Genomic DNA, 22,765 nt, shown 5'->3' on the forward strand with positions numbered 1-22,765 from the left:
GGCTACAGGAAGGTCTGGCCCTCTCCCCGGTACGTCGGGACGGTCGCCGTCACCGCCTCGCCCTCGATCAGGTGCAGTGCGTCGAACCGCTCGCACAGCTCCCCGGCCTTCGCGTGCCGGAACCACACCTTGTCGCCGATGAGCAGGTCGTCCGCCGGGGCGCCGAGCAGCGGCGTCTGCACCTCGCCGGGGCCCTCCTGGGGGTCGTACCGCAGGCCTTCCGGCAGGAAGGGGACAGGCAGCCGGTCGGGGCCCGGGGCGCCCGAGGCCGGGTAGCCGCCGCCGAGCACCGTGACGACCCCGACGCCCGGTCTGCGTACCACCGGGTGCGCGAAGAGCGCGGCCGGACGTCCGCTGAACGACGTGTAGTTGTCGAACAGCCGCGGAACGTACAGCCCGGAGCCCGCCGCGATCTCGGTGACCGCGTCCTCCGCGGCCGTGTGCTGCACACTGCCCGTCCCGCCGCCGTTGACGTACTCGAGGTCCGGCTCCACGGCCCGTACGGCGCGGACCACCTCGGCGCGCCGCCGTGCGAGCTCCTTGCGGGCGGTGGCCTGCATGAGCCTGACCGCACGCGACCGCAAGGGCCGCCCCGCGACGGCGTCACCGACGCCCGCGACATGACCCTCGTACGCCATGATCCCCACCAGCTTGAACCCGGGCCGGCGGACCACGGCGCGGGCCAGGTCGGCGACCTGGGCGGGCGAGTGCAGCGGCGAGCGCAGCGCCCCGACCCGCACCCGGCCGCCGAGCAGCTTGAGGGAGGTGTCCAACTCCAGGCAGACACGCACCACTTCGGTGCCGCCCCGGCGGGCCTCGTCGATCAGGCGGAGCTGGGCGGGGTCGTCGACCATGACGGTGACGGCGGCGGCGAGCTTGGGGTCGGAGGTCAGCTCGGCGAAGCCCTGGGTGTCCGCCGAGGGGTAGGCGAGCAGGATGTCGTCGAAGCCGGAACGGGCCAGCCAGATCGACTCGGCCAGGGTGAAGGACATGATCCCCGCGAAACCGTCCCGCTCCAGGACGCGCTCCAGGAGGGCGCGGCAGCGCACCGACTTGCTGGCGACCCGGATCGGCTTGCCGCCGGCCCTGCGGACGAGATCGTCCGCGTTCGCGTCGAAGGCCTCCAGATCCACGATCGCGAGAGGGGCGTCGAGATGAGCGGTGGCCCGGTCGTAGCGGGCCCGGTCTGCGGCGCGGGCAGTCATGACCGAAGCCTGCCAGACTCGATTACCGCAGGGTAGGGGGATGTTCCGGGCAGATGCCCCGGGCACGCGGACTGGTTCTCTCCCTGCCCACGTCAACCCGTAGAGTGACGCGCACGCAGGGAGGAACGACCTTGTCCGGGCGGGTCGTGCCCGGGATGACGGTCCGTCGGTACGGGTATGGGTGCTCGTGACGGGTGAGTCGCCGAGGTGGTTTCTTCCGTACACGTGAGCGGCCCGGTGGATTCCGGGCCGGGTCGGTAGCCCGGGTACGAGGAAACGGGGGGTGCATGAGCACGGAAGCGCGCCGCGCCTCCATCCCGCCACGCCCGGCCACCCCACCCCGCCCGGCACGGTCACCGGGAGAGACGCCCGAGGGGACAGGTTCCCCCGAGGGGGCAGCGTCTCCCGCGCAGGACACCCCACCGCCTCCCGCGGAGGGCCGCACCGGCTCCTCGCCCTCCCGCCCGGCGACCCCGCCACAGCCCGGACGGTCTCCGGCGAACGGGGAGGGCGTGCCCTCCTGGTCGGCGACCCCGCCTCGGCCCGAACGGTCCCCGAGGAGCGGGGGCGGTGCGCCGTCCCGTCCGACGGCCACACCGAGGCCGCAGAGGTCTCCCGGGCGTGGGAGCCCGGTGCCCCCGCAGAGGCCCGAAGCGCCGCCCGCGGGGGGCGTCACGCCGCCGCGTCCGGCGACCCCGCCGCTGCCCGAGCAGTCCCCCGTGGGCGGGGACGCGGTGCCGCCCCGCCCGAAGTACCTGCCCTCGGGCGCCACTTGGCGGCCGCGCCCGGCCGAGCCGCCCGTGGGCGGCGAGCCCTGGTCGCTGCCGAGCCCGCAGGAACCGCCTGCGGCCACCGCCCCGAGGCCCCGCCGGACGGACCCGTCCGTAGCAGGCGAGTCCTGGACGCTTCCCGACTCCGGGGACCTGCTCCCGGAAGGCGCCCCGCGCCGCCCGGCGGAGCGGCCCACCACGGCTGACGCCCCCGCCGCGCGCGCACCCCGGCAGAGCCGCCCGTCCCCGGCGGACGACGCCATGACGCCGCCCCGCGCGGGCGCCGCCTCCCGGTCACCGGGCTCGTCCACTGCCGGGACCCCGCGTCCGGGCGGCGAGTCCCGTACTCCGTTGCCGCCCGACGCTTCCGCTGCCGGGGCGCCCCGCGCGGGCGGTGGTTCCCAGCGGCCGGTGTCGGCCGGTTCCCCCGCGGACGCGGTCTCGCGCTCAGGTGAGACCTCCGACGCCTCCGGCGATGTCATCGCGCGCCCGGGCGCCGGCGGTACCCGGGCGGCGCGCCCCTTCCGGCTCTCGCACGACCCGAAACCGTCGGCGGAGCCGGCCTCCGCCGGTACGACGCCCTCGCAGGCGCCGGGTGCCGCCGACACCCCGGAGCCCCCGCACCACGAGCCGACGCGCCCCCGCTTCCCCGGCCGGCGCACCACCCCCGCGTCCCCGCCCCCGCCCCCGGCCTCCGCCCGCTTTCCCGACGCCCCGCCGACCGGTCGGCACCCCGGCGTGCCGCACCCCGGCCCGGCCCGGCGGACCCCGGTACCCGAGGACGGGATCACGGAGACGACCACGCGGCTGCGCCCCATCCCCGCGGAGCGGCCCGTCGAACCACCCGCCCCCGCGAGCCCGGCCCCCGGCACGGCACGCCCGTACGTGTCGTTCGCGGAGCCCGAGACCTACGACGACACCAAGCGCCCGCGCCACGTCGGCGCGCGCACCCGGCCCCGGGCGGCAGCGGCCGCCGCCTGCGTCGTGCTGGGCCTCGGCCTCATTGGCGGCGCGGCGGCCGGAAGCTGGCTGACCGGCGACGGCACGGGCGCGGACGGTGCGCACAGCGCCTTCGTGGCGGCCGGAAGCCTGTGGCACAGCGTGCCCGTGGACCAGCTCTTCCCGCCCACCGTGCAGGGCCAGGGCGCGGGCCCCGGCGGCGCCGACCGCACCTGGACCCGACTCGCCGTCGCCCCGGACAGCGGCTGCGCGAACGCCTTCGATCCGCTCCTGAGCAAGGCGCTCGCCCCGGCCGGCTGTCTGCGGCTGCTGCGCGCCACCTACACGGACGCGACCCGCAGCCAGGTCACCACCGTGGGACTGCTGTTCACCAAGGCGGACCCGGCGGCCATGACCGCGCTGAAGAACCGTTTCCAGCAGGAAGGCCTCGGCCGGCGCACCGATCTGATGCCCCGTCCGTACGCCGCCAGGGGCACCGTCGCCGCCGGGTTCGGCGACGCCCAGCGCGCGTCCTGGACGGTGTCGGTGCTCACCGACGCCCCCGTGGTCGTCTACGCCGTCTCCGGCTTCGCCGACGGCCGTATCGTCACCGCCCCGCAGCCCGCCGCGGACGCCATCAAGCCCGGTGCGACCACGGCTCCGGCCCAGGCGGGCCTGGGCCACGACGCACAGGGCCTCGCCGACCGCATCGAGCGCAGCCTGCGCAAAACCGTCGGATCGGCCACGGAGAAGCCGTCATGACCCGCAAGGCCGCCGGCAGCAGGGCCACCACCAGCAGGGCCACCACCCACAAGGACGCCCGTAAGGCATCCCACAGGGCCGCTCGGAGGGCCGGAGCCCTGAGCGTCCTGCTGGCCGCCTCCCTCGCCCTGCTCCCGTCCACCGCCGCGCACGCCGACGGCATACGCGCCCAGGAGTGGGCCCTCGACGCGATGCACACCCAGCAGGCCTGGCGCACCACGAAGGGCCAGGGCATCACGATCGCGGTCCTCGACACGGGCGTCGACGACCAGCATCCGGACCTGGTCGGCAACGTCCTCGCCGGAAAGGACATGGTCGGCTTCGGGGCGCAGCGCGGTGACCGCGCGTGGGCCCGGCACGGCACCGCGATGGCCGGGATCATCGCCGGTCACGGGCACGGCGTCGGCAACGGCGACGGAGTCCTGGGCATCGCCCCCGAGGCGAAGATCCTCCCCGTCCGCGTCATCCTCGAAGACGGCGACTCGGCCCGCACGAGGGCCCGCAACACCCGTGGCAACGCCCTCGCCGAGGGCATCCGCTGGGCCGCCGACCAGGGCGCCGACGTCATCAACCTCTCCCTCGGCGACGACTCCAAGTCCGCCCATCCCGAGCCCGCCGAGGACGCGGCCGTCCAGTACGCCCTGAAGAAGGGTGCGGTCGTCGTCGCCTCGGCCGGCAACGGCGGTGAGAAGGGCGACCACATCTCGTACCCGGCGGCCTACCCGGGCGTGATCGCGGCCACGGCCGTCGACCAGAACGGCACCCACGCCTCGTTCTCCACCCGCCGCTGGTACGCCACCGTCAGCGCCCCCGGCGTCGACGTCGTCATCGCCGACCCGGACGACAAGTACTACGAGGGCTGGGGCACCAGCGCCGCCTCCGCGTTCGTCTCCGGCGCGGTCGCGCTCATCAAGGCGGCCCATCCGGGCCTGTCCCCGGCGCAGATCAAGAAGCTCCTGGAGGACACCGCCCGCAACGCCCCCAGCGGCGGCCGCGACGACTCCCGCGGCTTCGGTTTCATCGACCCCGCGGCGGCCATCAAGGCCGCCGGCCGCCTCAGGCCGGACAGTACCCACGCGGCGGCGTACGGCAAGAAGTACTTCGGTACGGGCCCCGACGCCGCCCCGGGCGACAACCAGCCGTCCGGCTGGGTGGGCCCGGCGGCGGGCGGCGCGGGCGTGGTCCTGCTGGCCGCGTCGGTGATCCTGTGGCGAGGCCGCAGGTTCTCGGGGCAGGACGCGTCGGGCGACGTGCCCCTTTAGGGGCGCGGGGCCGTGACATGTGCGGCTCCGCCGCGTGGGCGCGCCCAACTGCAACGGACCCGCACCCGTACGAACGACCAGAAGTCACGCCACACTGAACGCGGCCACCGCCGCCTTCGCCGCCGCCTCCACCACCGAGATCCCCTTGGCCTTGGTCGTGTTGCCGTTGGACAGCGTCGCCACCAGGTACTCGTCACCGTCGACAGTGACCTGACCGATGCTGTTGATGTCCCACAGCCCGGTCGAACTCCGCGCCAGCCACCCGTTCTTGAGGGCCCACTGCGTGCCGTCGGCGGCCGCCGACACCCCCCAGTGCTGATCGGCGGCGATCTCGCCCATCAGCCCCTGGAGATACGTGCGCGAGGCCTCGCCGAGTTCGGAGTCGTCCCCGAACACCTGCTGGAGCAGGGCGAGCTGGTCGGCCGCGGTGGTCTGGGTCAGCCCCCACAGCGCACCCTCCCCGCCGGAGGTACCGGTCAGCCCGAACCGCTTGTTCGCGGCGTCGAGACCGTCCGCCTGCCCGATGATGTCCCACAGCGCGGACGCGGACGCGTTGTCACTGTTCGTGATCATCGCGGTGGCGTACGTCTTCTCCGTCGCCGTCAGATGCCGGTCCGCGTCCTGTGCCTGGAGCAGCAGCGTCGCGAGGATGTCGACCTTGACGATGCTGGCCGTGTCGAAGGCCCCCTCGCCGTAGGCGGCGCTCTCGCCGGAGTCGACGTCGAACACCGCGACCGACACCTCTGCGCCGTCCTCCATGGCCACGGCCTTCATCGCCTTGGTGAGCAGGGCGTCCCGGTCCACCGTGGGCTTGGTCACAGGTTCCACCGATGCCTCCTGGCTGGGGGACGACGACGCGGCCGACGCCGAGGACGACGTACCCGGCGATGCCGAGGGCGAGGATACGAGGCTCCCGCGGTCGTGCGCCTGTGCCTTCACGTACACGGCACCCGCCGCCGTACCGCCCACGAGGACGGCGGAAGCCACCACGGTGCAGACGAGGGTCCTGTGTCCGGAGCGGTGGGTGCGACGCCGACGTGCTCTGTGAGGGGCCATCCCGCGATGCTCGGGGCGGTGTCTGTGCCCGGCGTTAGACGGATGTTAGAGGTGTGTCAGCGAAAGCTGAGAATCCCGTGAAAGCTGTCAACACCAGGTTTCCGGGCCCGCACAAGCCCAGCAGGATCCCCCCGATAGGGTCGGGGACCGTGGCGAACAAGAACATTCCCGACTCCGGCTTCCCCGACGACGACGGCTCCGCCGATCCCCGGCTGAGCGCGGCACTCGCGGCCTGGGCCGAGGACCGCACCGCCGTACGGCCGGTCCTGGAGGCGCTCAAGGGTGCCCGGCTCCTCGTGCCCGTCGTGGCCGTCCTCGGCGAGGTCGAGGAGGACGAGAACGGGCTGCGTCACGAGAAGACCAGCGACATGGCGGTGCCCACCCTGAAGGCCGGCCACCGCACGGCCCTGCCCGCCTTCACCTCCACCGAGTCGCTGGCCCGCTGGGACCCGGCGGCCCGCCCCGTCGCCGTACCCCTGCACCAGGCCCTCCAGGCCGCCGCGCACGAGAAGGCCGACACGGTCGTCCTCGACCTGGCCGGTCCGGTGCCGTACGAACTGACCGGCTCGGCGCTGCTCGCTCTCGCCGAGGGGCGTACGACGGCGGACCCGCTCGCCGATCCCGCCGTGGTCGAGGCGGTACGCGCCGCCGTGGCCGCCGAGCCCGCCGTACTCCGCGCCCACCTGGGCCCCGGCCAGGCCGACGGCACCCTCGCGCTGGTCCTGGACCCGGCCGCGGCCCCGGCCGAAGCCGCCCGCGCGCTCGCCGGGCGGCTCGCCGCCGACGAAACACTGAGGGCCCGCCTGGTGCGCGGTCTCGACCTGGCACTGCTGCCGGCCGGGACGACGCCACCGGGCGAGCCCCTGTACGTACGTCGGTAAAAGCGGGAGTAGGAGAGGCGCCAGGGGAGAGGCACCAGGGCTCTCCGGCGGATCAGGTCCTAGCCGTAGACCGGGCCCGTGTACTTCTCGCCCGGGCCCTGGCCCGGCTCGTCGGGGACGATCGACGCCTCGCGGAACGCCAGCTGCAGCGACTTCAGGCCGTCGCGCAGCGGAGACGCGTGGAAGGAGCTGATCTCGGTCGCGCTCGCGTCGAGCAGTCCGGCCAGCGCGTGGATCAGCTTGCGCGCCTCGTCGAGGTCCTTGTACTTGTCGCCCTCCTCGGTCAGACCGAGCTTCACGGCGGCGGCGCTCATCAGGTTGACGGCGACCGTCACGAGGACCTCGACCGCGGGGACCTCGGCGATGTCGCGGGTCATGCTGTCGAAGTCGGGGTTCTGGGGAGGGGTGTCACTCATGTCCCACACGATAGGCCCCGGCACGCTGGCACCCGTCCGCGGGAGCGCGGAGGCGCTCGGTTAGCGCGGGCCCGGGGGAGCTGCTAACCTTGTGTAACGACCGGCCGGACACTTATGTGCTCGGCCCACAAGTGGAGGCTCCGATCTCCCACCCGACCGTCCTCAGGGATGGCGGGTCACCCGGTCAGGCGGCCACCACCGTTCCGTACGGACGGTGGAGTCGCCCGAATGTGCGCCCCGCGGTTCACCGCGGCGGTGTTCCGGTATTCCTTGGAGCCCCGCCTGTGTACCGTCCGGGGCATTTTTCATGCCCCGCGGTGGTTGGTCCAATGTCATCAGAGACATACGCGGCTGTCCGCCAGACCGCCGTGTGGTGCTACCGAGGAGGATCCATCAGCACCGAGCCCCGCATTAACGACCGGATTCGCGTTCCCGAGGTGCGACTTGTCGGTCCCAGCGGCGAGCAGGTCGGGATTGTTCCGCTTGCCAAGGCGCTGGAGCTTGCGCAGGAGTACGACCTCGACCTGGTCGAGGTGGCGGCGAGCGCGCGTCCGCCGGTCTGCAAGCTCATGGACTACGGGAAGTTCAAGTACGAGTCGGCCATGAAGGCCCGTGAGGCGCGCAAGAACCAGGCGCACACGGTCATCAAGGAAATGAAGCTCCGGCCGAAGATCGACCCGCACGACTATGACACCAAAAAGGGTCACGTCGTCCGGTTCCTCAAGCAGGGCGACAAGGTCAAGATCACGATCATGTTCCGCGGTCGCGAGCAGTCCCGGCCGGAACTCGGCTACCGACTGCTGCAGCGTCTCGCTTCGGACGTCGAGGACCTTGGGTTCGTCGAGTCGAACCCGAAGCAGGACGGCCGAAACATGATCATGGTTCTCGGTCCGCACAAGAAGAAGACCGAGGCGATGGCCGAGGCCCGTGAGGCCCAGGCGGCTCGTAAGGCGGAAGCGAAGGCCAACCCCGGTCGCTCGCAGAACGCCGCCGATGGTGAGATCGCCGAGGGTGAGATCGCCGAGGGCGAGACCTCTGAGGCCGAGACCGCCGAGGCCCCGGCCGAGGCTTCCGCCGAGGCCTGATCCCGGGGTGAAGGCTCCGGGGAGTCCGGGACGACAGTCCAGGGAGTCCCCGGGACGTGAGTCCAGGGATGTCAACCGATACATACATGACGTTCCATCGTGCCCGGTTTAACGACCGGGCATCGGAACGCCACTGACGAGGAGAGAACGGCGCTATGCCGAAGAACAAGTCGCACAGCGGTGCCAGCAAGCGCTTCAAGGTCACCGGCTCCGGCAAGGTGCTCCGTGAGCGCGCCGGCAAGCGCCACCTGCTCGAGCACAAGTCGTCGCGCCTGACGCGCCGCCTCACCGGCAACGCCGAGATGGCCCCGGGCGACGCCAAGAAGATCAAGAAGCTTCTCGGCAAGTGACGTCGGGCGCGCACCGCGCGCCTGATCTCCGACCGGGACCCAATCGATTTCGGGCCGTGTGACGACAGCCACGGCCCCGCTACAAGGAGTTAAAAAGTGGCACGCGTCAAGCGGGCAGTCAACGCCCACAAGAAGCGCCGGGCGATCCTCGAGGCGGCCTCCGGCTACCGCGGTCAGCGTTCGCGCCTGTACCGCAAGGCCAAGGAGCAGGTCACCCACTCGCTGGTCTACAACTACAACGACCGCAAGAAGCGCAAGGGCGACTTCCGTCAGCTGTGGATCCAGCGCATCAACGCCGCGGCCCGCGCCAACGGCATCACGTACAACCGCTTCATCCAGGGTCTGAAGGCCGCGAACATCGAGGTCGACCGCAAGATCCTGGCCGAGCTGGCCGTGAACGACGCCGGTGCGTTCGCCGCGCTGGTCGAGGTCGCGCAGAAGGCGCTGCCGTCGGACGTCAACGCGCCGAAGGCCGCGTGACGCTCGCGCTCGCCTGAGCCGTACGTCGCTGTGGACCCGCTTGCCTCACGGCTTGCGGGTCCCGGTGCGTTTGGGCTCCGCCGGTCGATCGGGGCACGCTGCGCGTCGGCGACGTCGGTTCGGCACCGCCGGGTTCCGCCGTCGCGGCGGGGTCGCCTGCGGCGCCGTACGGTATGTCGGCTGCGGGGAATCCCCGGCCGGGGCGGCACCGAACGCCACGCCGTGACGTGCCTGGTGCCCCCGCGGGGAGCCGAAGCCCGCTTGCGGCGCCGTCGGAGGTATACGGCCGGGGACACCCAGCCGGTCGGCCCCGGGCCCCGCGGCGGGACTCCGGTCGCGGGATTCCGTCCGGGCCGACGTGGTGTGTCGGCCTCCGGCTGGGGACGGTCGGTCGGTTCCGGGTTCGGTGGCGGGGTTCTGTCCTGGCGGGCGTGGTGTGTCGGCTTCTGGCTGGGGACAGTCGTTCGGTTCCGGGTCTGACGGCGGGTTTCCGTCGCGGTCGGCGTGGTGGGTCGGCCTCCGGCCGGGGAAGCCCCTCGGTCGGCTCCAGGCCCGGTGGCGAGGTTCCGTCCCGGCCGACGCGGGGTGGCGGGCCGCCGGTCCCCGTCGAAGCCCAGCCGGACCGAGGCTCGTCCCCGGCGTCGGAGCTCTGCCGGTCCGAGCGCCTGATCCCGGTTCGTCGGAGCTTTGCCGGTCCGAGTGCCTGGTCCCGGTTCGTCGGAGCTTTGCCGGTTCGAGTGCCTGGTCCCGGTTCGTCGAAGGTCTGCCGGACCGAGCGTCCGGCTCTGTCAGGACCGCGGTCATCGGACGCCGACCGGTGACGGCAGGCGGCTCGCCGGGGCGACCCGAAGCCCCCGTCCCGGCCGCGGTCGGCATGGACACACAGACCCCCGCTTTTGTCGTCTTCTCCGAGGGGACCCGGCCCGCCCCGCCCCACTCCAAGCCGACCCTCCGCAACCCCCTGAGGTGACCCCATGCCCGCCGCCCCCGAGCTGATCTCCCCGCGCTCGCCGCGCGTAGCCGCCGCGCGGCGACTCGCCCGGCGGAACTTCCGGAGCAAGGAGCGGCTGTTCCTCGCCGAGGGACCGCAGGCCGTGCGCGAGGCGGCGGCGCACCGCGTCGACGAGGCGGCCACGCTCGTCGAACTGTTCGCGACCGTCGAGGCCGCGGAGCGCTACGCCGACATCGTCGGGGACGCCCGGGCCGCCGGAGCCCGGGTGCACCTCGCCGACGAGGAGGTGATCGCCGACATCTCGACCACCGTCACCCCGCAGGGGCTCGTCGGGATCTGCCGGTTCCTCGACACCCCGTTCGAGGAGATCCTCGCGGCCCGGCCCAAGCTCGTCGCCGTACTCGCGCACGTCCGCGACCCCGGGAACGCCGGCACCGTGCTGCGGTGCGCCGACGCCGCCGGCGCCGAGGCCGTCGTACTCACCGACGCGTCCGTCGACCTGTACAACCCCAAGGCCGTACGGGCCTCGGTCGGTTCCCTCTTTCACCTGCCGGTGGCCGTCGGGGTGCCCGTGGAGGCAGCCGTACGGGGCCTCAAGGACGCCGGCGTACGCATCCTCGCCGCCGACGGCGCGGGTGAGGACGACCTCGACGACGAGCTGGACAAGGGGACCATGGGCGGCCCCACCGCCTGGGTGTTCGGCAACGAGGCCTGGGGGCTCCCGGAGGAGACGCGCGCGCTGGCGGACGCCGTCGTGCGCGTACCGATCCACGGAAAGGCCGAAAGTCTGAACCTCGCGACGGCCGCCGCCGTATGTCTCTACGCGTCCGCCCGTGCACAGCGCGCCTCCGGAGGGTGCCGCTCCGTCACCGACAGCTAGTAGGGTGACGGGCTCGGGGGCCCACTGCGCCAGACGAGAGGTGGGGTACGGGGATGGGTGTCGGCACGAGCGGTGCGAAGAGCGCACTGCGCGCACAGGACGTGCGCGACACACCCGCGCCCCCGCGCGCCGGTCAGCACGACGATCGACTCGATGCCGATCATGACGTCGATCATGGCGCCGATCACGGTGCCGTTCTCGGGTCGCAACCGGGGGCCGAACTCGGTATCGACCCCGACGACCTGCCCGACGGACTCGTCATCGCCGACGAGAACGGCCGGGTCATCTGCTTCAACGCCGCCGCCGCCCGCATCACCGCCGTCCCTGCCGCCGCCGCTCTCGGACGTCACCTGGAGTCGGCCCTTCCCTTAGAGGACCTCGAGGGCCGTCGCTGGTGGCAGCTGACCGACCCGTACGGCGGCCTCGCGATCCGCGTCGGACAGCCCGAGCGGAATCTGCTGCTCCCCGGGGGACGGGAGGTGCTCGTCTCCGCGCGATACGTACGCACCGCGCCCACCGGGCCCGTGCGCCGCGTCGTCGTCTCGCTGCGCGACACCGAGGCCCGCCGCCGCACCGAGCGCAGTCACGCCGAGCTGATCGCCACGGTCGCCCACGAGCTGCGCTCCCCGCTCACCTCGGTCAAGGGCTTCACCGCCACCCTGCTCGCCAAGTGGGAACGCTTCACCGACGACCAGAAGAAACTCATGCTGGAGACCGTCGACGCCGACGCCAACCGGGTCACCCGGCTGATCGCCGAGCTGCTCGACATCTCCCGTATCGACTCCGGCCGACTGGAAGTGCGCCGCCAGCCCGTCGACATCGGCGCCGCCGTCGGCCGCCACATCCAGGCGTACGTCACCTCGGGCCAGCCCGCCGACCGCTTCCTGCTGCGCATCGAACAGCCCCTGCCGCCCCTGTGGGCCGACCCGGACAAGATCGACCAGGTGCTGAGCAACCTGCTCGAAAACGCGGTGCGGCACGGCGAGGGAACCGTCACTATTGACGTCACGCCCTCGGCGTCCCCGCGTGAGCGCGAGGACGGCGAGAACGCGGCCACGTCGGTCACCGTGAGCGACGAGGGCACCGGCATCCCGGAGGAGTCCATGAACCGCGTCTTCACCCGCTTCTGGCGGGGCAGCAAGCGCGGTGGCACGGGCCTTGGGCTGTACATCGTCAAGGGCATCGTCGAGGCCCACGGCGGCACCATCACGGTCGGCCGCGCCCCCGGCGGCGGTGCCGAGTTCCGATTTACGTTGCCCGTGGGCACCCCGGCGTACCTGCTGTAACGCCGAAGAGGCCCCACGGGCGCACACGTACCGGAGCCACCCCTCGGACTGCGCGTCCGAGGCGGGCTCCCACCCCGTTAGACTCGGCCTTTGGCACCTTTGCGTCCCCGTTTCAGGGACCATGCGTCCCCCGAGTCGGGACGGGGACCATCCGCCAGCAACCGGAAGCACGGGAAGAGATGTCGGCACCGAATAAGTCGTACGACCCTGTAGAGGTCGAGGCCTTGAAACCGGAAGAGATCGAGCGCATGCGGGACGAGGCGCTCGCCGCCTTCGCCGCCGCCGGTGACCTCGACGCGCTCCAGGAGGCCAAGGTCGCCCACACCGGCGGCACCTCGCCGCTGGCCCTCGCCAACCGCGAGATCGGCGCCCTGCCCCCGCACGCCAAGGCCGCCGCGGGCAAGCTGGTCGGCCAGGCGCGAGGCGCGGTGAACAAGGCCCTCGGCGCCCGCCAGGCCGAGCTGGAGGCCGAGCGTGACGCCCGGGTGCTGGTCGAGGAGGCGGTGGACGTCACACTGCCGTACGACCGCGTACCGGCGGGCGCCCGCCACCCGCTGACCACCATGATGGAGCGCGTCGCCGACGTCTTCGTGTCCATGGGATACGAGATCGCCGAGGGCCCCGAGGTCGAGGCGGAGTGGTTCAACTTCGACGCCCTGAACTTCACGCCCGACCACCCGGCCCGGCAGATGCAGGACACCTTCTTCGTCGAGGGCCCGACGGGCGACCACGGCGAGTCCGGTGTCGTGCTGCGCACCCACACCTCGCCCGTGCAGGCCCGCGCCATGCTGGACCGCGAGCCGCCGGTCTACGTCGTCTGCCCCGGCCGGGTGTTCCGCACGGACGAGCTGGACGCCACGCACACCCCGGTCTTCCACCAGATCGAGCTCCTCGCCGTCGACGAGGGCCTGACCATGGCGGACCTCAAGGGCACCCTCGACCACATGGTCCAGTCGCTCTTCGGCGCCGACATGAAGACCCGGCTGCGCCCGAACTACTTCCCCTTCACCGAGCCGTCCGCCGAGATGGACATGCTCTGCTACGTCTGCAAGGGCGAGTCCGTCGGCAACCCCGACCGCCCCTGCCGGACCTGCTCCTCCGAGGGCTGGATCGAGCTCGGCGGCTGCGGCATGGTCAACCCGCGGGTGCTGGTCGCCTGTGGCGTCGACCCGGAGAAGTACAGCGGATTCGCCTTCGGGTTCGGCATCGAGCGGATGCTGATGTTCCGCCACAACGTCGAAGACATGCGAGACATGGTCGAGGGTGACGTCCGGTTCACCCGGCCGTTCGGGATGGAGATCTGATGCGGGTCCCGCTTTCTTGGCTGCGGGAGTACGTCGACCTGCCGGCGACGGAGACCGGCCGCGACGTCCAGGCCAAGCTCATTTCGGCAGGCCTCGAGGTCGAGACCGTCGAGCAGCTCGGCGCCGACCTCAAGGGTCCCCTGGTCGTCGGCCAGGTGCAGTCCATCGAGGAGCTGGAGGGCTTCAAGAAGCCCATCCGTTTCTGCCTCGTCGACGTCGGCACCGCCAACGGCACGGGTGAGCTCCAGGAGATCGTCTGCGGTGCCCGCAACTTCGCCGTCGGTGACAAGGTCGTCGTGGTCCTGCCCGGCGCCGTGCTGCCCGGCAACTTCGCGATCGCCGCACGCAAGACGTACGGCAAGACCTCGCACGGCATGATCTGCTCCGGCGACGAGCTGGGCATGGGCGACGACGGCAGCGGCGGCATCATCGTCCTGCCGCCGGAGGTCGAGGTCGGCACCGATGCGATCGAGCTGCTCCAGCTCGTCGACGAGGTCCTCGACATCGCCGTCACGCCCGACCGCGGCTACGCCCTGTCGATGCGCGGCGTGGCCCGCGAGGCCGCCATCGCCTACGGCCTGCCGCTGATGGACCCCGCGCTGCTCGACGTACCGGCCCCGAACGCGTTCGGCTACCCGGTGCGGGTCTCCGACCCGATGGGCTGCGACCGCTTCACCGCGCGCACGGTGACGGGCCTCGACCCCGAAACCCACTCGCCGATCTGGCTGCGCCGCCGCCTCCAGAAGGCGGGCATGCGCCCGATCTCGCTCGCCGTCGACATCACCAACTACGTGATGCTGGAGATCGGCCAGCCGCTGCACGCGTACGACCGCACCCGCGTCCAGGGCGCGATCGGTGTGCGCAGGGCCGAGCAGGGCGAGAAGCTCACCACGCTCGACGGCGTCACGCGCACGCTGGACGCCGAGGACCTGGTCATCACCGACGACCGGGGCCCCATCGGCCTCGCGGGCGTCATGGGCGGCGCGAACACGGAGATCGACGACACCGAGGGCACCACCACCGAGGTCGTGATCGAGGCCGCGCACTTCGACGCGCTCTCCGTCGCCCGCACCGCGCGCCGTCACAAGCTGGCCTCCGAGGCGTCCAAGCGCTTCGAGCGCGGTGTCGACCCGCAGGCCGCCTCCGCCGCCGCCCAGCGCACGGTCGACCTCCTCGTCCTCCTCGCCGGCGGCACCGCCGACGCCGGGGTCACCGAGGTCATCGCGCCCTCCGCGCCGCACAGCATCACCATCCCGGCGAACCACCCGGACAAGGTGGCCGGTGTCGACTACGGCCGCGAGACCGTCGTACGCCGTCTCCAGCAGGTCGGCTGCGACGTCTACGGGCAGGACGAGCTGATCGTCACCGTGCCGTCCTGGCGGCCCGACCTGACGGACCCGAACGACCTGGCCGAAGAGGTCATCCGGCTCGAGGGCTACGAGAACCTGCCCTCGACCCTGCCGAAGCCCCCCGCGGGCCTGGGCCTGACCGGCCGGCAGCGGCTGCACCGCCGGATCGGCCGCGCGCTGGCCGGCGCCGGATACGTCGAGGCGCTGAACTATCCGTTCATCGGCGAGCACGTCTTCGACCAGCTCGCCCTGGCCGCCGACGACCCGAAGCGCAAGGTCGTCAAGCTGGTGAACCCGCTGTCCGACGAGGAGCCCGCGCTCCGTACGACGCTGCTGCCGGGCCTGCTCCACGCCCTGCGCCGCAACGACGGCCGCGGCAGCCACGACCTGGCGCTCTTCGAGACCGGGCTCGTCTTCCAGCCGCAGGACGAACTGCGCGTCGCGGGCCGTCTGCCCGTCGACCGCCGTCCCACCGACGAGGAGATCGCGTCTCTCACGGCCGCGCTCCCCGTCCAGCCCCGGCACGCCGCCGTCGTCCTCGCGGGCGCCCGCGAACAGGCCGGCTGGTGGGGCAAGGGCCGGCCGGCCGACTGGGCCGACGCGATCGAGGCCGCGCGCTCGCTGGCCCGCGAGGCGGGGACCGAACTCCTCGTCCGTTCGGGGCAGTACGGGCCGTGGCACCCGGGTCGCTGCGCCGAACTGGCCGTCGTCGTCGACGGCCAGGAGAAGGTCATCGGGTACGCCGGTGAGCTGCACCCTGGTGTCCTGAAGACCCTGGGTCTGCCCGCGCGCACCTGTGCGATGGAGCTCGACCTGGACGCGCTGGAGCAGGCGAGCGCGGGCCTCCCCAAGGGCCCGAAGATCTCGACCTTCCCGGTCGCAACCCAGGACGTGGCCCTGGTCGTCGACAAGACCGTCCCGCACGTGGACGTCGAGGCGGCGTTGCGCGAGGGCGCGGGTGAACTCCTCGAGTCCATCCGGTTGTTCGACGTCTACGAGAACAGTGAGCAGCTCGGCGAGGGCAAGAAGTCCCTGGCCTACGCGCTGCGGTTCCGTGCCGACGACCGCACGCTGACCGTCGACGAGGCCTCCGCGGCGCGTGACCTGGCCGTGGCGCTCGCCGCTGGGCGCACGGGGGCGGTGTTGCGGAGCTAGGTCCGTCGGAAGTGCCGGGGAACTGCGGGTTGTCCTTCGGCCGCGCGTATGTCGTGGCTGGGCGCGCAGTTCCCCGCGCCCCTTTCGGGGCGCTCCTCCCGGCCCCACCTGCATAAATGCGGTTGTCCGGAGTGTGCTCACTCATTCGGGTGACAAAGTCGGGCGATCTGGCCCGATCGGGGCATGCGGTCGACAGAATCGGACCGGCCTCTTGGAGGTCATCTGCGCTGTCAGGGCCTATTGGGGGGCCAATCGGCATGATCCGTATCAAGGCTGGGGCTCCCCGCAGGGCGGCGTCCCGGACGAATTCGCGGGGGCCGGCCCGGGCGGGCCTCCGGGCGCGACGCAGGGGGAGCGGTCTGCGGGCAGGGCTTGTCCGGGCGGTGCGCCGGGGCGGACCCCGAGTGCGACTGGCCCGGACGGTCCACGGTGGCGGGCCGCCGGACGGCCTCGACCGGACGGTGCGCCGGGCCGAGCGGCGGACCCTGCGGCGGGCACTGAGCCTGGGACTGCCCACCGCCTGGGGCGCGATCGCCATCACGTACAAAATGACCTGCCCGCTCACCCAGCGGGACGGCCTCGAGGCGCGGATCGTCACCAGCGCCGTCTTCTTCGCCGTCGGCACCGGGCTGATCCTCCACGTCAGACGGGCGCTGCTGCGGGAGCTGAGGCAGATCCGCAAGGTCGCGGGCGCCGCCCAGAGCGTGCTGCTGCGACCGCTGCCTGCGCGCATCGACGGTCTCAGCATCGCCGCGGCCCAGCTCTCCGCCGACCACGGCGCGAACATCGGCGGTGACCTGTACGAGGTGATCGCCACCGAGCACGGCGTACGGGTCGTCATGGGCGACGTGCGCGGACACGGCCTCGGCGCCATCGGAACCGTCGCCGCCGTCCTCGGCAGCTTCCGCGAGGCCGTGCACGACGAACCCGAACTCGCCTGTGTACTCCGGCGGCTGGAACGCGCCCTGGCCCGGCACCTGCGCGAGCGGGCGCGCGCCGAACACCCCTCGGCGGGCCCGGAACCCGACAGCCCGGTCGCCGAGGAGTTCGTCACCGTACTGCTCCTGGAGATCCGCCGCGACGGCGAGGTGTACGCCCTCAACTGCGGTCACCCGTCGCCGTACCGGCTCGGCACCAGCCGCGTGGAACCACTCGAGGGAGCCGAACCGCTGCCCCCGCTCGGCCCGTTCCCGCTCCCCGCCGAACTGACGGCCACCCGGTGCGGCCGACTGCTCCCCGGCGAGGCCCTGTTCCTGCACACCGACGGAGTGGAGGACGCCCGCGACGCCCGAGGCTGCTTCTTCCCGCTGCCCGCCACGCTCGCCGAGGCCGTCCGCACCCAGCCCGTCTCCCCGCAGGCTGTGCTCAGGGCGGTCTTCACCCGCCTGCTGCGCCACACCGGTGGCAGACCGGCGGACGACGTGGCCGTACTGATCCTGCGCAACGACCGCAGCCGAGTCCCGACACAGCAGGGCTGCCCCGTTGCCCGCCACACCAGGTGAACGCCGGCTCTCGCGGTGACCTGGCGCAGCCGGGAGAGCCGGGCCGCCGCACTGTACGAGGGGGAGCCGGCGGCCCGGCCGGCCTCTTGCGAGGCATTTCAGTCAACCGGTCGGAAACTCTGCGCGACAGCGTGCACACAGTGCGGATGCGAGCATTCGGTTCACACCCCGTGTGAACGGGGACCCACAAGCACAAGGGACGGATTACTCTGACCGCACTGTCGCCACCGAGCCACCCGGGGGCCCGAATGCAGCCCAACACTCTGCTCGACGCGATACTCGACGAGGCCGGCATCTCGCACGCCGGACTCGCCGCGCACGTCAACCAGGCGGGGAGGGCACGCGGCCTCGCGCTCAGATACGAACACACGGCCGTGGCACGGTGGTTGAAGGGCCAGCGTCCGCGCGGCCAGGTGCCCGACCTGATCTGCGAAGTGCTTGCGGGGCGCCTGCACCGGCCCGTCACCCTCGACGACATCGGCCTCGGCGTGCCCGGCGAGCCGTCCGCCCCGCACGGCACCTCGCTCTCCGGTTTCGTGGAGCGCGCCACCGCCCTGTGGCGCTCCGACGAACAGCAGCGCCCGCACCTCCTCGGCGCCCCGGCCGTCACCGGAACGCCCGCCGTGATGCCCGTGTGGGAGTGGGAGAACCCGCCCGAGGACGTGGACGTCTCACGCGGCGGCCGCCACCACGTGAGCATGGCCGACATCGAGATGCTGCGCGCGGCCCGCGCCCACTATGAACAGATGTACCGCAAGGCGGGCGGGGTGGCGACCCGCAGCCGGATCGTCGGTTTCCTCAACGCGGAGACCGCGCCCCTGCTGCGCGGCAGTTACCCCGACGCCACCGGCCGCCAGCTCCACCGTGCGACGGGCGGTCTGGTCGCCATAGCGGGGATCTGCGCCTACGACTCCGACGCGCACGGGCTCGCCCAGCGCTACTTCCACCAGGCGCTGCGGCTGGCGAAGGCCAGCGGCGACCGGGGTCTTGGGGCGTACGTCATAGCCCTGCTGGTCAACCAGGCGCTGTTCATGCGCGAGCACCGGCAGGCCGTCGCCTTCGCGGAGGCCGCCCTGCGCGCCGCCGGGCGGCACATCACCCCGGCGCTCGCCTCGGACCTCTACGCCATGCAGGCGAAGGCGTACGCGCACCTCGGCGACGGCAGCAGCGCGCTGTCCTGCATCCGGCGTGCCGAACAGGCCGCCGAGCGCATCCGGCGCGGCTACGAACCGGACGAGACCGGCTATGTCCAGCCCGGTCTGGTCAACGTACAGGTGGCGGAGGCACTGCTGAGCCTCGGTGACCTGGTGGCCGCCGCGGCGCACGCCGAGGCGGCAGTGGACACTCCGGCGCACGACCGGGGGCGCGTGCACCGTCTTGCGATGCTCAGTCAGATCGAGCTGCGACAGGGGAATGCCGACAAGGCGGTGGCCACCGCCGTCCAAATGGCCGAGCAGGCCCGGGGAATGGAGTCCCAGCGGCTGCGCGACAGACTGCGCGCGGTACGCGAACACCTGGTGCGCAGCGGCTGTGCGGGCACGGCCGAGGCCGCCGAACTCATCGACGGAGCACTGCGCGTACCGCTGTAGACCACCGAGTCCCGCCGCCGCACCGTGCACTGTGCGCTGCTGTGCGCCTGCTGTCAGGACGCTCCTGCTGCCATATTGCCATCTACTCGGCGGAAGGTGGCAGAACCGTGCAGTGGACGAAACAGAACGAACAAACTGTGTACGCAAACCGCTGGTTCAGCGTCAATCTCGCAGATGTCGAGCTGCCGGACGGTCGGCACCTCGATCACTTCTTGATACGGCTGCGTCCCGTGGCCGTGGCCACGGTGGTGAACGAGGCCAACGAGGTGCTGCTCCTGTGGCGGCACCGCTTCATCACCGACAGCTGGGGCTGGGAACTCGCGGCGGGTGTCGTCGAGGACGGCGAGGACATCGCCGTCGCGGCGGCCCGCGAACTCGAGGAGGAGACCGGCTGGCGACCGGGACCCCTGCGCCATCTGATGAGCGTCGAGCCCTCCAACGGGCTCACCGACGCCCGGCACCACATCTTCTGGGCCGACGAAGGCGCGTACATCGGACACCCCGTGGACGACTTCGAGTCCGACCGTCGGGAATGGGTTCCCCTCAAGCTCGTCCCCGACATGGTCGCCCGCGGCGAGGTCCCGGCCGCCAATATGGCTGCCGCGCTACTCCTCCTGCATCACCTCAGGCTCGGGCAGGACGCGTTGCCCCGATCCATCCCCCCAGGGCGTCCTGAACGCTAGACGACAGGGCCTAACGCCCGAGAGCCTGCCAGACCGCCACGGCGAGTGCGCCCACGGCCGTGAGGGCCGCGATCGCGGGCAGTGGCCAGCGGGTGTGTTCCAGGGCGACGACCCGTGCGCTCAGGTCGTCGAGCTCCTTGGCGGTCTGTTCGGCGCGGTGACTGAGCAGGGCATGCCCTCCCTCGACGCGTGCGTATGCGACGTCGAGGCGACGGCGTAACTCTGCGAGTTCCCCATGGACCACGGGATGCTCCGGGTCGGCGGTCACGGGTCCGCTCCTTTCCGTAGTCGTCACATCCCTTGGATGCGCACGGAAAGTCAACTCGCCTGGTGGACACGTGGGGAGCGTGTGCGAGGGGCATATGCGAGCCCGGCGCGCACACGGCGTGTGAATGGCGCGGGCCCGGCACCGAAAGGGGTGCCGGGCCCGCGTGCGCCTGAGTTTCACCGTGCGTAATCGGATGACGGTACGAAAGGGGGTGACCGTACGTAATCAGGCGTAGGTGTAGAAGCCCGAGCCGGACTTCCGGCCGAGTCGGCCCGCGTCCACCATGCGCTGGAGCAGCGGGGGAGCGGCGTACAGCGGCTCCTTGTACTCCTCGTACATCGAATAGGCGACCGAGGCCACCGTGTCCAGGCCGATCAGGTCGGAGAGCTTGAGCGGGCCCATCGGGTGGGCGCAGCCCAGCTCCATGCCGTTGTCGATGTCCTCGCGGCTGGCGATGCCCGACTCGAACATCCGGATCGCGGAGAGCAGATACGGGATCAGGAGCGCGTTGACGACGAACCCGGAGCGGTCCTGGGCGCGGATCGCGTGCTTGCCGAGGGCCTTCTCGGCGAACAGCTGAGCCCGGCCGAGAGTGCCCTCGGAGGTGGTCAGCGCCGGAATCAGCTCGACGAGCTGCTGCACCGGGGCCGGGTTGAAGAAGTGGATGCCGACGACCTGGTCGGGGCGCGAGGTGGCGACCGCGAGCCGGACCAGCGGGATCGAGGAGGTGTTGGAGGCGAGGATCGCGTCCTGCCGGGTCACCACCTGGTCGAGCACCTGGAAGATCTCGGTCTTCACCTGCTCGTTCTCCACGACGGCCTCGATCACCAGATCGCGGTCGGCGAACTCGCCGAGGTCGGTGGTGAAGCTGAGCCGCTCCTGGGTGGCGGTGAGCTCGTCCGCGGAGATCTTTCCGCGCTCGGCGGCCTTGGAGAGGGAGTTGAACAGCCGGGTACGGCCGATCTCCAGGGCCTCACCGGTGGTCTCGGCGACCTTGACGTCGAGACCGGCGCGGGCGCAGACCTCGGCGATGCCCGCTCCCATCTGGCCGCAGCCCACCACTCCGACGCGTTCGATGTCGGTCACATCGTCCCCTTCGCTGATCTACGGCTGTCGCAGGACCCCCGTTGTTCGGTGCCTGCTCCGATCGTGCACGGTCCCGTGCACGTTACTCCGAAGTATCGATGATCGATCGCCCGGGTGGGGCATGCTGGCCGAGGAGACGATCCGTCACCGGATGGATTCGGAGCGTGAAGGAGTGGGGTGGAGTGGGGCGGACGGCGGGGACGGGGCGGGGCTCACGGCGGGCGTTCACCGTGGCGGCGATGGCGACGCTGACGGGTCTCGTCACGACGGGGGAGCCGGGTCTCGTCAAGGCGGGGGACTCGGCCGGCGTACCCCGTGCCGGAGCAACCCCCGGGCCGGGTCGGCCACGGAGGGTCTCCGAGCTGCGGGGCATGTGGCTGTCGACCGTCGTCAACCGCGACTGGCCCTCGCGGACCGGACTGTCCGCAGCCCAGCAGCGCGCCGAGCTCCTCGCCCACCTCGACAGGGCGGTCGACCGCCGCCTGAACGCCGTGTTCTTCCAGGTCCGCCCCACGGCCGACGCGTTCTGGCCCTCGCCGTACGAGCCGTGGTCGGAGTACCTCACCGGCGTCCAGGGCGGGGACCCCGGCTGGGATCCGCTGGGCACCGCGGTGCGGGAGGCCCATGCGCGTGGCCTCGAACTGCACGCCTGGTTCAACCCGTACCGCATCGCGAACCACTCCGACCCCGGCAGACTCGTGGCGACCCACCCGGCCCGCAAGCACCCCGACTGGGTCGTCCCCCATGGCGGCAGGCTCTACTACAACCCCGGGCTGCCCGAGGTCCGCGCCTTCGTCCAGGACGCGATGCTCGACGCGGTGCGCGAGTACGCCATCGACGCCGTGCACTGGGACGACTACTTCTACCCGTACCCGGCCGAGGGCCAGGTCTTCGACGACGACGCCGCGTACCGTACGCACGGCGCGGGCTTTGCGGACCGGGCCGCCTGGCGGCGCGACAACATCGACCAACTGGTGCGGGAGACGGCCACCCGCATCCCGCTGATCCGGCCCGGTACCCGCTTCGGGATCAGCCCGTTCGGGGTGTGGCGCAATGGTGCGACCGACCCGCGGGGCTCGGACACCCGGGCCGCCGTGCGGACGTACGACGATCTCTACGCCGACACCCGGAAATGGGTCCGCGAGCGGTGGATCGACTACATCGTCCCGCAGGTCTACTGGAACCTCGGCTTCCCCGCCGCCGACTACGCGAAGCTCGTGCCCTGGTGGGCGGCGGTCACGCAGGGCACGGGCGTGGAGCTGTACATCGGGGAAGCGCTCTACAAGGCCGGTGACCCCGCGCAGCCCGCGGCCTGGCAGCACCCGGCGGAACTCTCCCGGCACCTGACCTTCGCGCGCGACCACACACAGGTGCGCGGACACGTCTTCTTCTCCGCCAAGGAGGTCGACGTCGACCGCGTCGGAGCCATGGCGCGGGTCGTGACCGACCACTACCAGCGGCCGGCGCGACCCGCGCGCTGACTCTCTGCCGGATGTCTACAGCGG

19 protein-coding genes are annotated in these 22,765 nt (G+C 72.0%); 14 read left to right on the top strand and 5 right to left on the bottom strand.

Annotation, left to right across the window (positions count from 1 at the left end; all coding sequences use genetic code 11):
- Positions 1-2: 2 nt before the first annotated feature.
- Entirely contained in the window at positions 3-1,205 is a 1,203-nt protein-coding gene (locus tag ACIQTP_RS08775; RefSeq protein WP_403397702.1) for an amino acid deaminase/aldolase, read from the bottom strand.
- A gap of 632 nt (positions 1,206-1,837) precedes the next feature.
- Here ACIQTP_RS08775 and ACIQTP_RS08780 point away from each other — a divergent pair.
- Together ACIQTP_RS08780 and mycP are read left to right on the top strand one after the other, a co-directional pair.
- Positions 1,838-3,676 (top strand): hypothetical protein, encoded by a 1,839-nt coding sequence (locus ACIQTP_RS08780; protein WP_403397704.1) that lies wholly within the window; start codon positions 1,838-1,840, stop codon positions 3,674-3,676.
- The gene (mycP, locus tag ACIQTP_RS08785) at positions 3,673-4,938 is read left to right on the top strand and encodes a type VII secretion-associated serine protease mycosin (protein ID WP_403397706.1); all 1,266 of its coding nucleotides are present in this window, start codon (positions 3,673-3,675) and stop codon (positions 4,936-4,938) included. Before ACIQTP_RS08780 ends, mycP begins: the two co-directional genes overlap by 4 nt.
- A gap of 84 nt (positions 4,939-5,022) precedes the next feature.
- Here mycP and ACIQTP_RS08790 read toward each other — a convergent pair whose 3' ends face one another.
- The gene (locus ACIQTP_RS08790) at positions 5,023-5,994 is read right to left on the bottom strand and encodes a serine hydrolase (protein WP_403397707.1); all 972 of its coding nucleotides are present in this window, start codon (positions 5,992-5,994) and stop codon (positions 5,023-5,025) included.
- Between the two features lie 149 nt (positions 5,995-6,143).
- On the opposite strand from ACIQTP_RS08790, the gene ACIQTP_RS08795 reads away from it, so the two are divergent.
- Entirely contained in the window at positions 6,144-6,875 is a 732-nt protein-coding gene (locus ACIQTP_RS08795) for an SseB family protein (protein ID WP_403397709.1), read from the top strand.
- A 59-nt stretch (positions 6,876-6,934) separates the two neighbouring features.
- On the opposite strand, the gene ACIQTP_RS08800 is transcribed toward ACIQTP_RS08795, so the two are convergent.
- Complete coding sequence (locus tag ACIQTP_RS08800) at positions 6,935-7,291, bottom strand: DUF1844 domain-containing protein (protein WP_390126587.1); 357 nt, start codon at positions 7,289-7,291, stop codon at positions 6,935-6,937.
- A gap of 368 nt (positions 7,292-7,659) precedes the next feature.
- Between ACIQTP_RS08800 and infC the strand changes: the two genes are divergently transcribed.
- The 10 genes from infC (at position 7,660) to ACIQTP_RS08850 (ending at position 19,906) form a co-directional block, all read left to right on the top strand.
- A complete protein-coding gene (gene infC / locus ACIQTP_RS08805) occupies positions 7,660-8,376 on the top strand; it encodes a translation initiation factor IF-3 (protein ID WP_217566505.1) in 717 nt (238 codons plus the stop codon).
- A 155-nt stretch (positions 8,377-8,531) separates the two neighbouring features.
- Positions 8,532-8,726, top strand: coding sequence for a 50S ribosomal protein L35 (gene rpmI, locus ACIQTP_RS08810; protein WP_007829094.1), 195 nt, complete (start codon positions 8,532-8,534; stop codon positions 8,724-8,726).
- 96 nt (positions 8,727-8,822) lie between these two features.
- On the top strand, positions 8,823-9,206 hold the full coding sequence (rplT, locus tag ACIQTP_RS08815) for a 50S ribosomal protein L20 (RefSeq protein ID WP_054236131.1): 384 nt from the start codon (positions 8,823-8,825) through the stop codon (positions 9,204-9,206).
- Positions 9,207-10,180: 974 nt separating this feature from the next.
- Positions 10,181-11,038, top strand: a complete 858-nt coding sequence (locus ACIQTP_RS08820; protein WP_402051934.1) for a TrmH family RNA methyltransferase — start codon at positions 10,181-10,183, stop codon at positions 11,036-11,038.
- A gap of 53 nt (positions 11,039-11,091) precedes the next feature.
- On the top strand, positions 11,092-12,324 hold the full coding sequence (locus tag ACIQTP_RS08825; protein WP_403397712.1) for an ATP-binding protein: 1,233 nt from the start codon (positions 11,092-11,094) through the stop codon (positions 12,322-12,324).
- Between the two features lie 179 nt (positions 12,325-12,503).
- The gene (gene pheS, locus ACIQTP_RS08830) at positions 12,504-13,628 is read left to right on the top strand and encodes a phenylalanine--tRNA ligase subunit alpha (protein WP_095855645.1); all 1,125 of its coding nucleotides are present in this window, start codon (positions 12,504-12,506) and stop codon (positions 13,626-13,628) included.
- Complete coding sequence (pheT, locus tag ACIQTP_RS08835) at positions 13,628-16,132, top strand: phenylalanine--tRNA ligase subunit beta (protein ID WP_403397715.1); 2,505 nt, start codon at positions 13,628-13,630, stop codon at positions 16,130-16,132. Before pheS ends, pheT begins: the two co-directional genes overlap by 1 nt.
- A 548-nt stretch (positions 16,133-16,680) precedes the next feature.
- Complete coding sequence (locus ACIQTP_RS08840) at positions 16,681-17,634, top strand: PP2C family protein-serine/threonine phosphatase (protein ID WP_403398142.1); 954 nt, start codon at positions 16,681-16,683, stop codon at positions 17,632-17,634.
- Between the two features lie 248 nt (positions 17,635-17,882).
- Entirely contained in the window at positions 17,883-19,223 is a 1,341-nt protein-coding gene (locus ACIQTP_RS08845) for a transcriptional regulator (RefSeq protein WP_351433461.1), read from the top strand.
- 107 nt (positions 19,224-19,330) lie between these two features.
- On the top strand, positions 19,331-19,906 hold the full coding sequence (locus ACIQTP_RS08850) for an NUDIX hydrolase (protein WP_402051922.1): 576 nt from the start codon (positions 19,331-19,333) through the stop codon (positions 19,904-19,906).
- 10 nt (positions 19,907-19,916) lie between these two features.
- On the opposite strand, the gene ACIQTP_RS08855 is transcribed toward ACIQTP_RS08850, so the two are convergent.
- On the bottom strand, positions 19,917-20,174 hold the full coding sequence (locus ACIQTP_RS08855; RefSeq protein ID WP_054236124.1) for a hypothetical protein: 258 nt from the start codon (positions 20,172-20,174) through the stop codon (positions 19,917-19,919).
- 225 nt (positions 20,175-20,399) lie between these two features.
- The gene (locus ACIQTP_RS08860; RefSeq protein ID WP_168490125.1) at positions 20,400-21,260 is read right to left on the bottom strand and encodes a 3-hydroxybutyryl-CoA dehydrogenase; all 861 of its coding nucleotides are present in this window, start codon (positions 21,258-21,260) and stop codon (positions 20,400-20,402) included.
- A gap of 239 nt (positions 21,261-21,499) precedes the next feature.
- Here ACIQTP_RS08860 and ACIQTP_RS08865 point away from each other — a divergent pair, with 239 nt between their 5' ends.
- Positions 21,500-22,741 carry a glycoside hydrolase family 10 protein gene (locus tag ACIQTP_RS08865; RefSeq protein ID WP_403397717.1) on the top strand — a complete coding sequence of 414 codons (1,242 nt, stop codon included), beginning with the start codon at positions 21,500-21,502 and terminating at the stop codon, positions 22,739-22,741.
- Positions 22,742-22,765: the final 24 nt, after the last annotated feature.

The organism is Streptomyces sp. NPDC090798 (assembly GCF_044768965.1).
GTDB lineage: Bacteria > Actinomycetota > Actinomycetes > Streptomycetales > Streptomycetaceae > Streptomyces.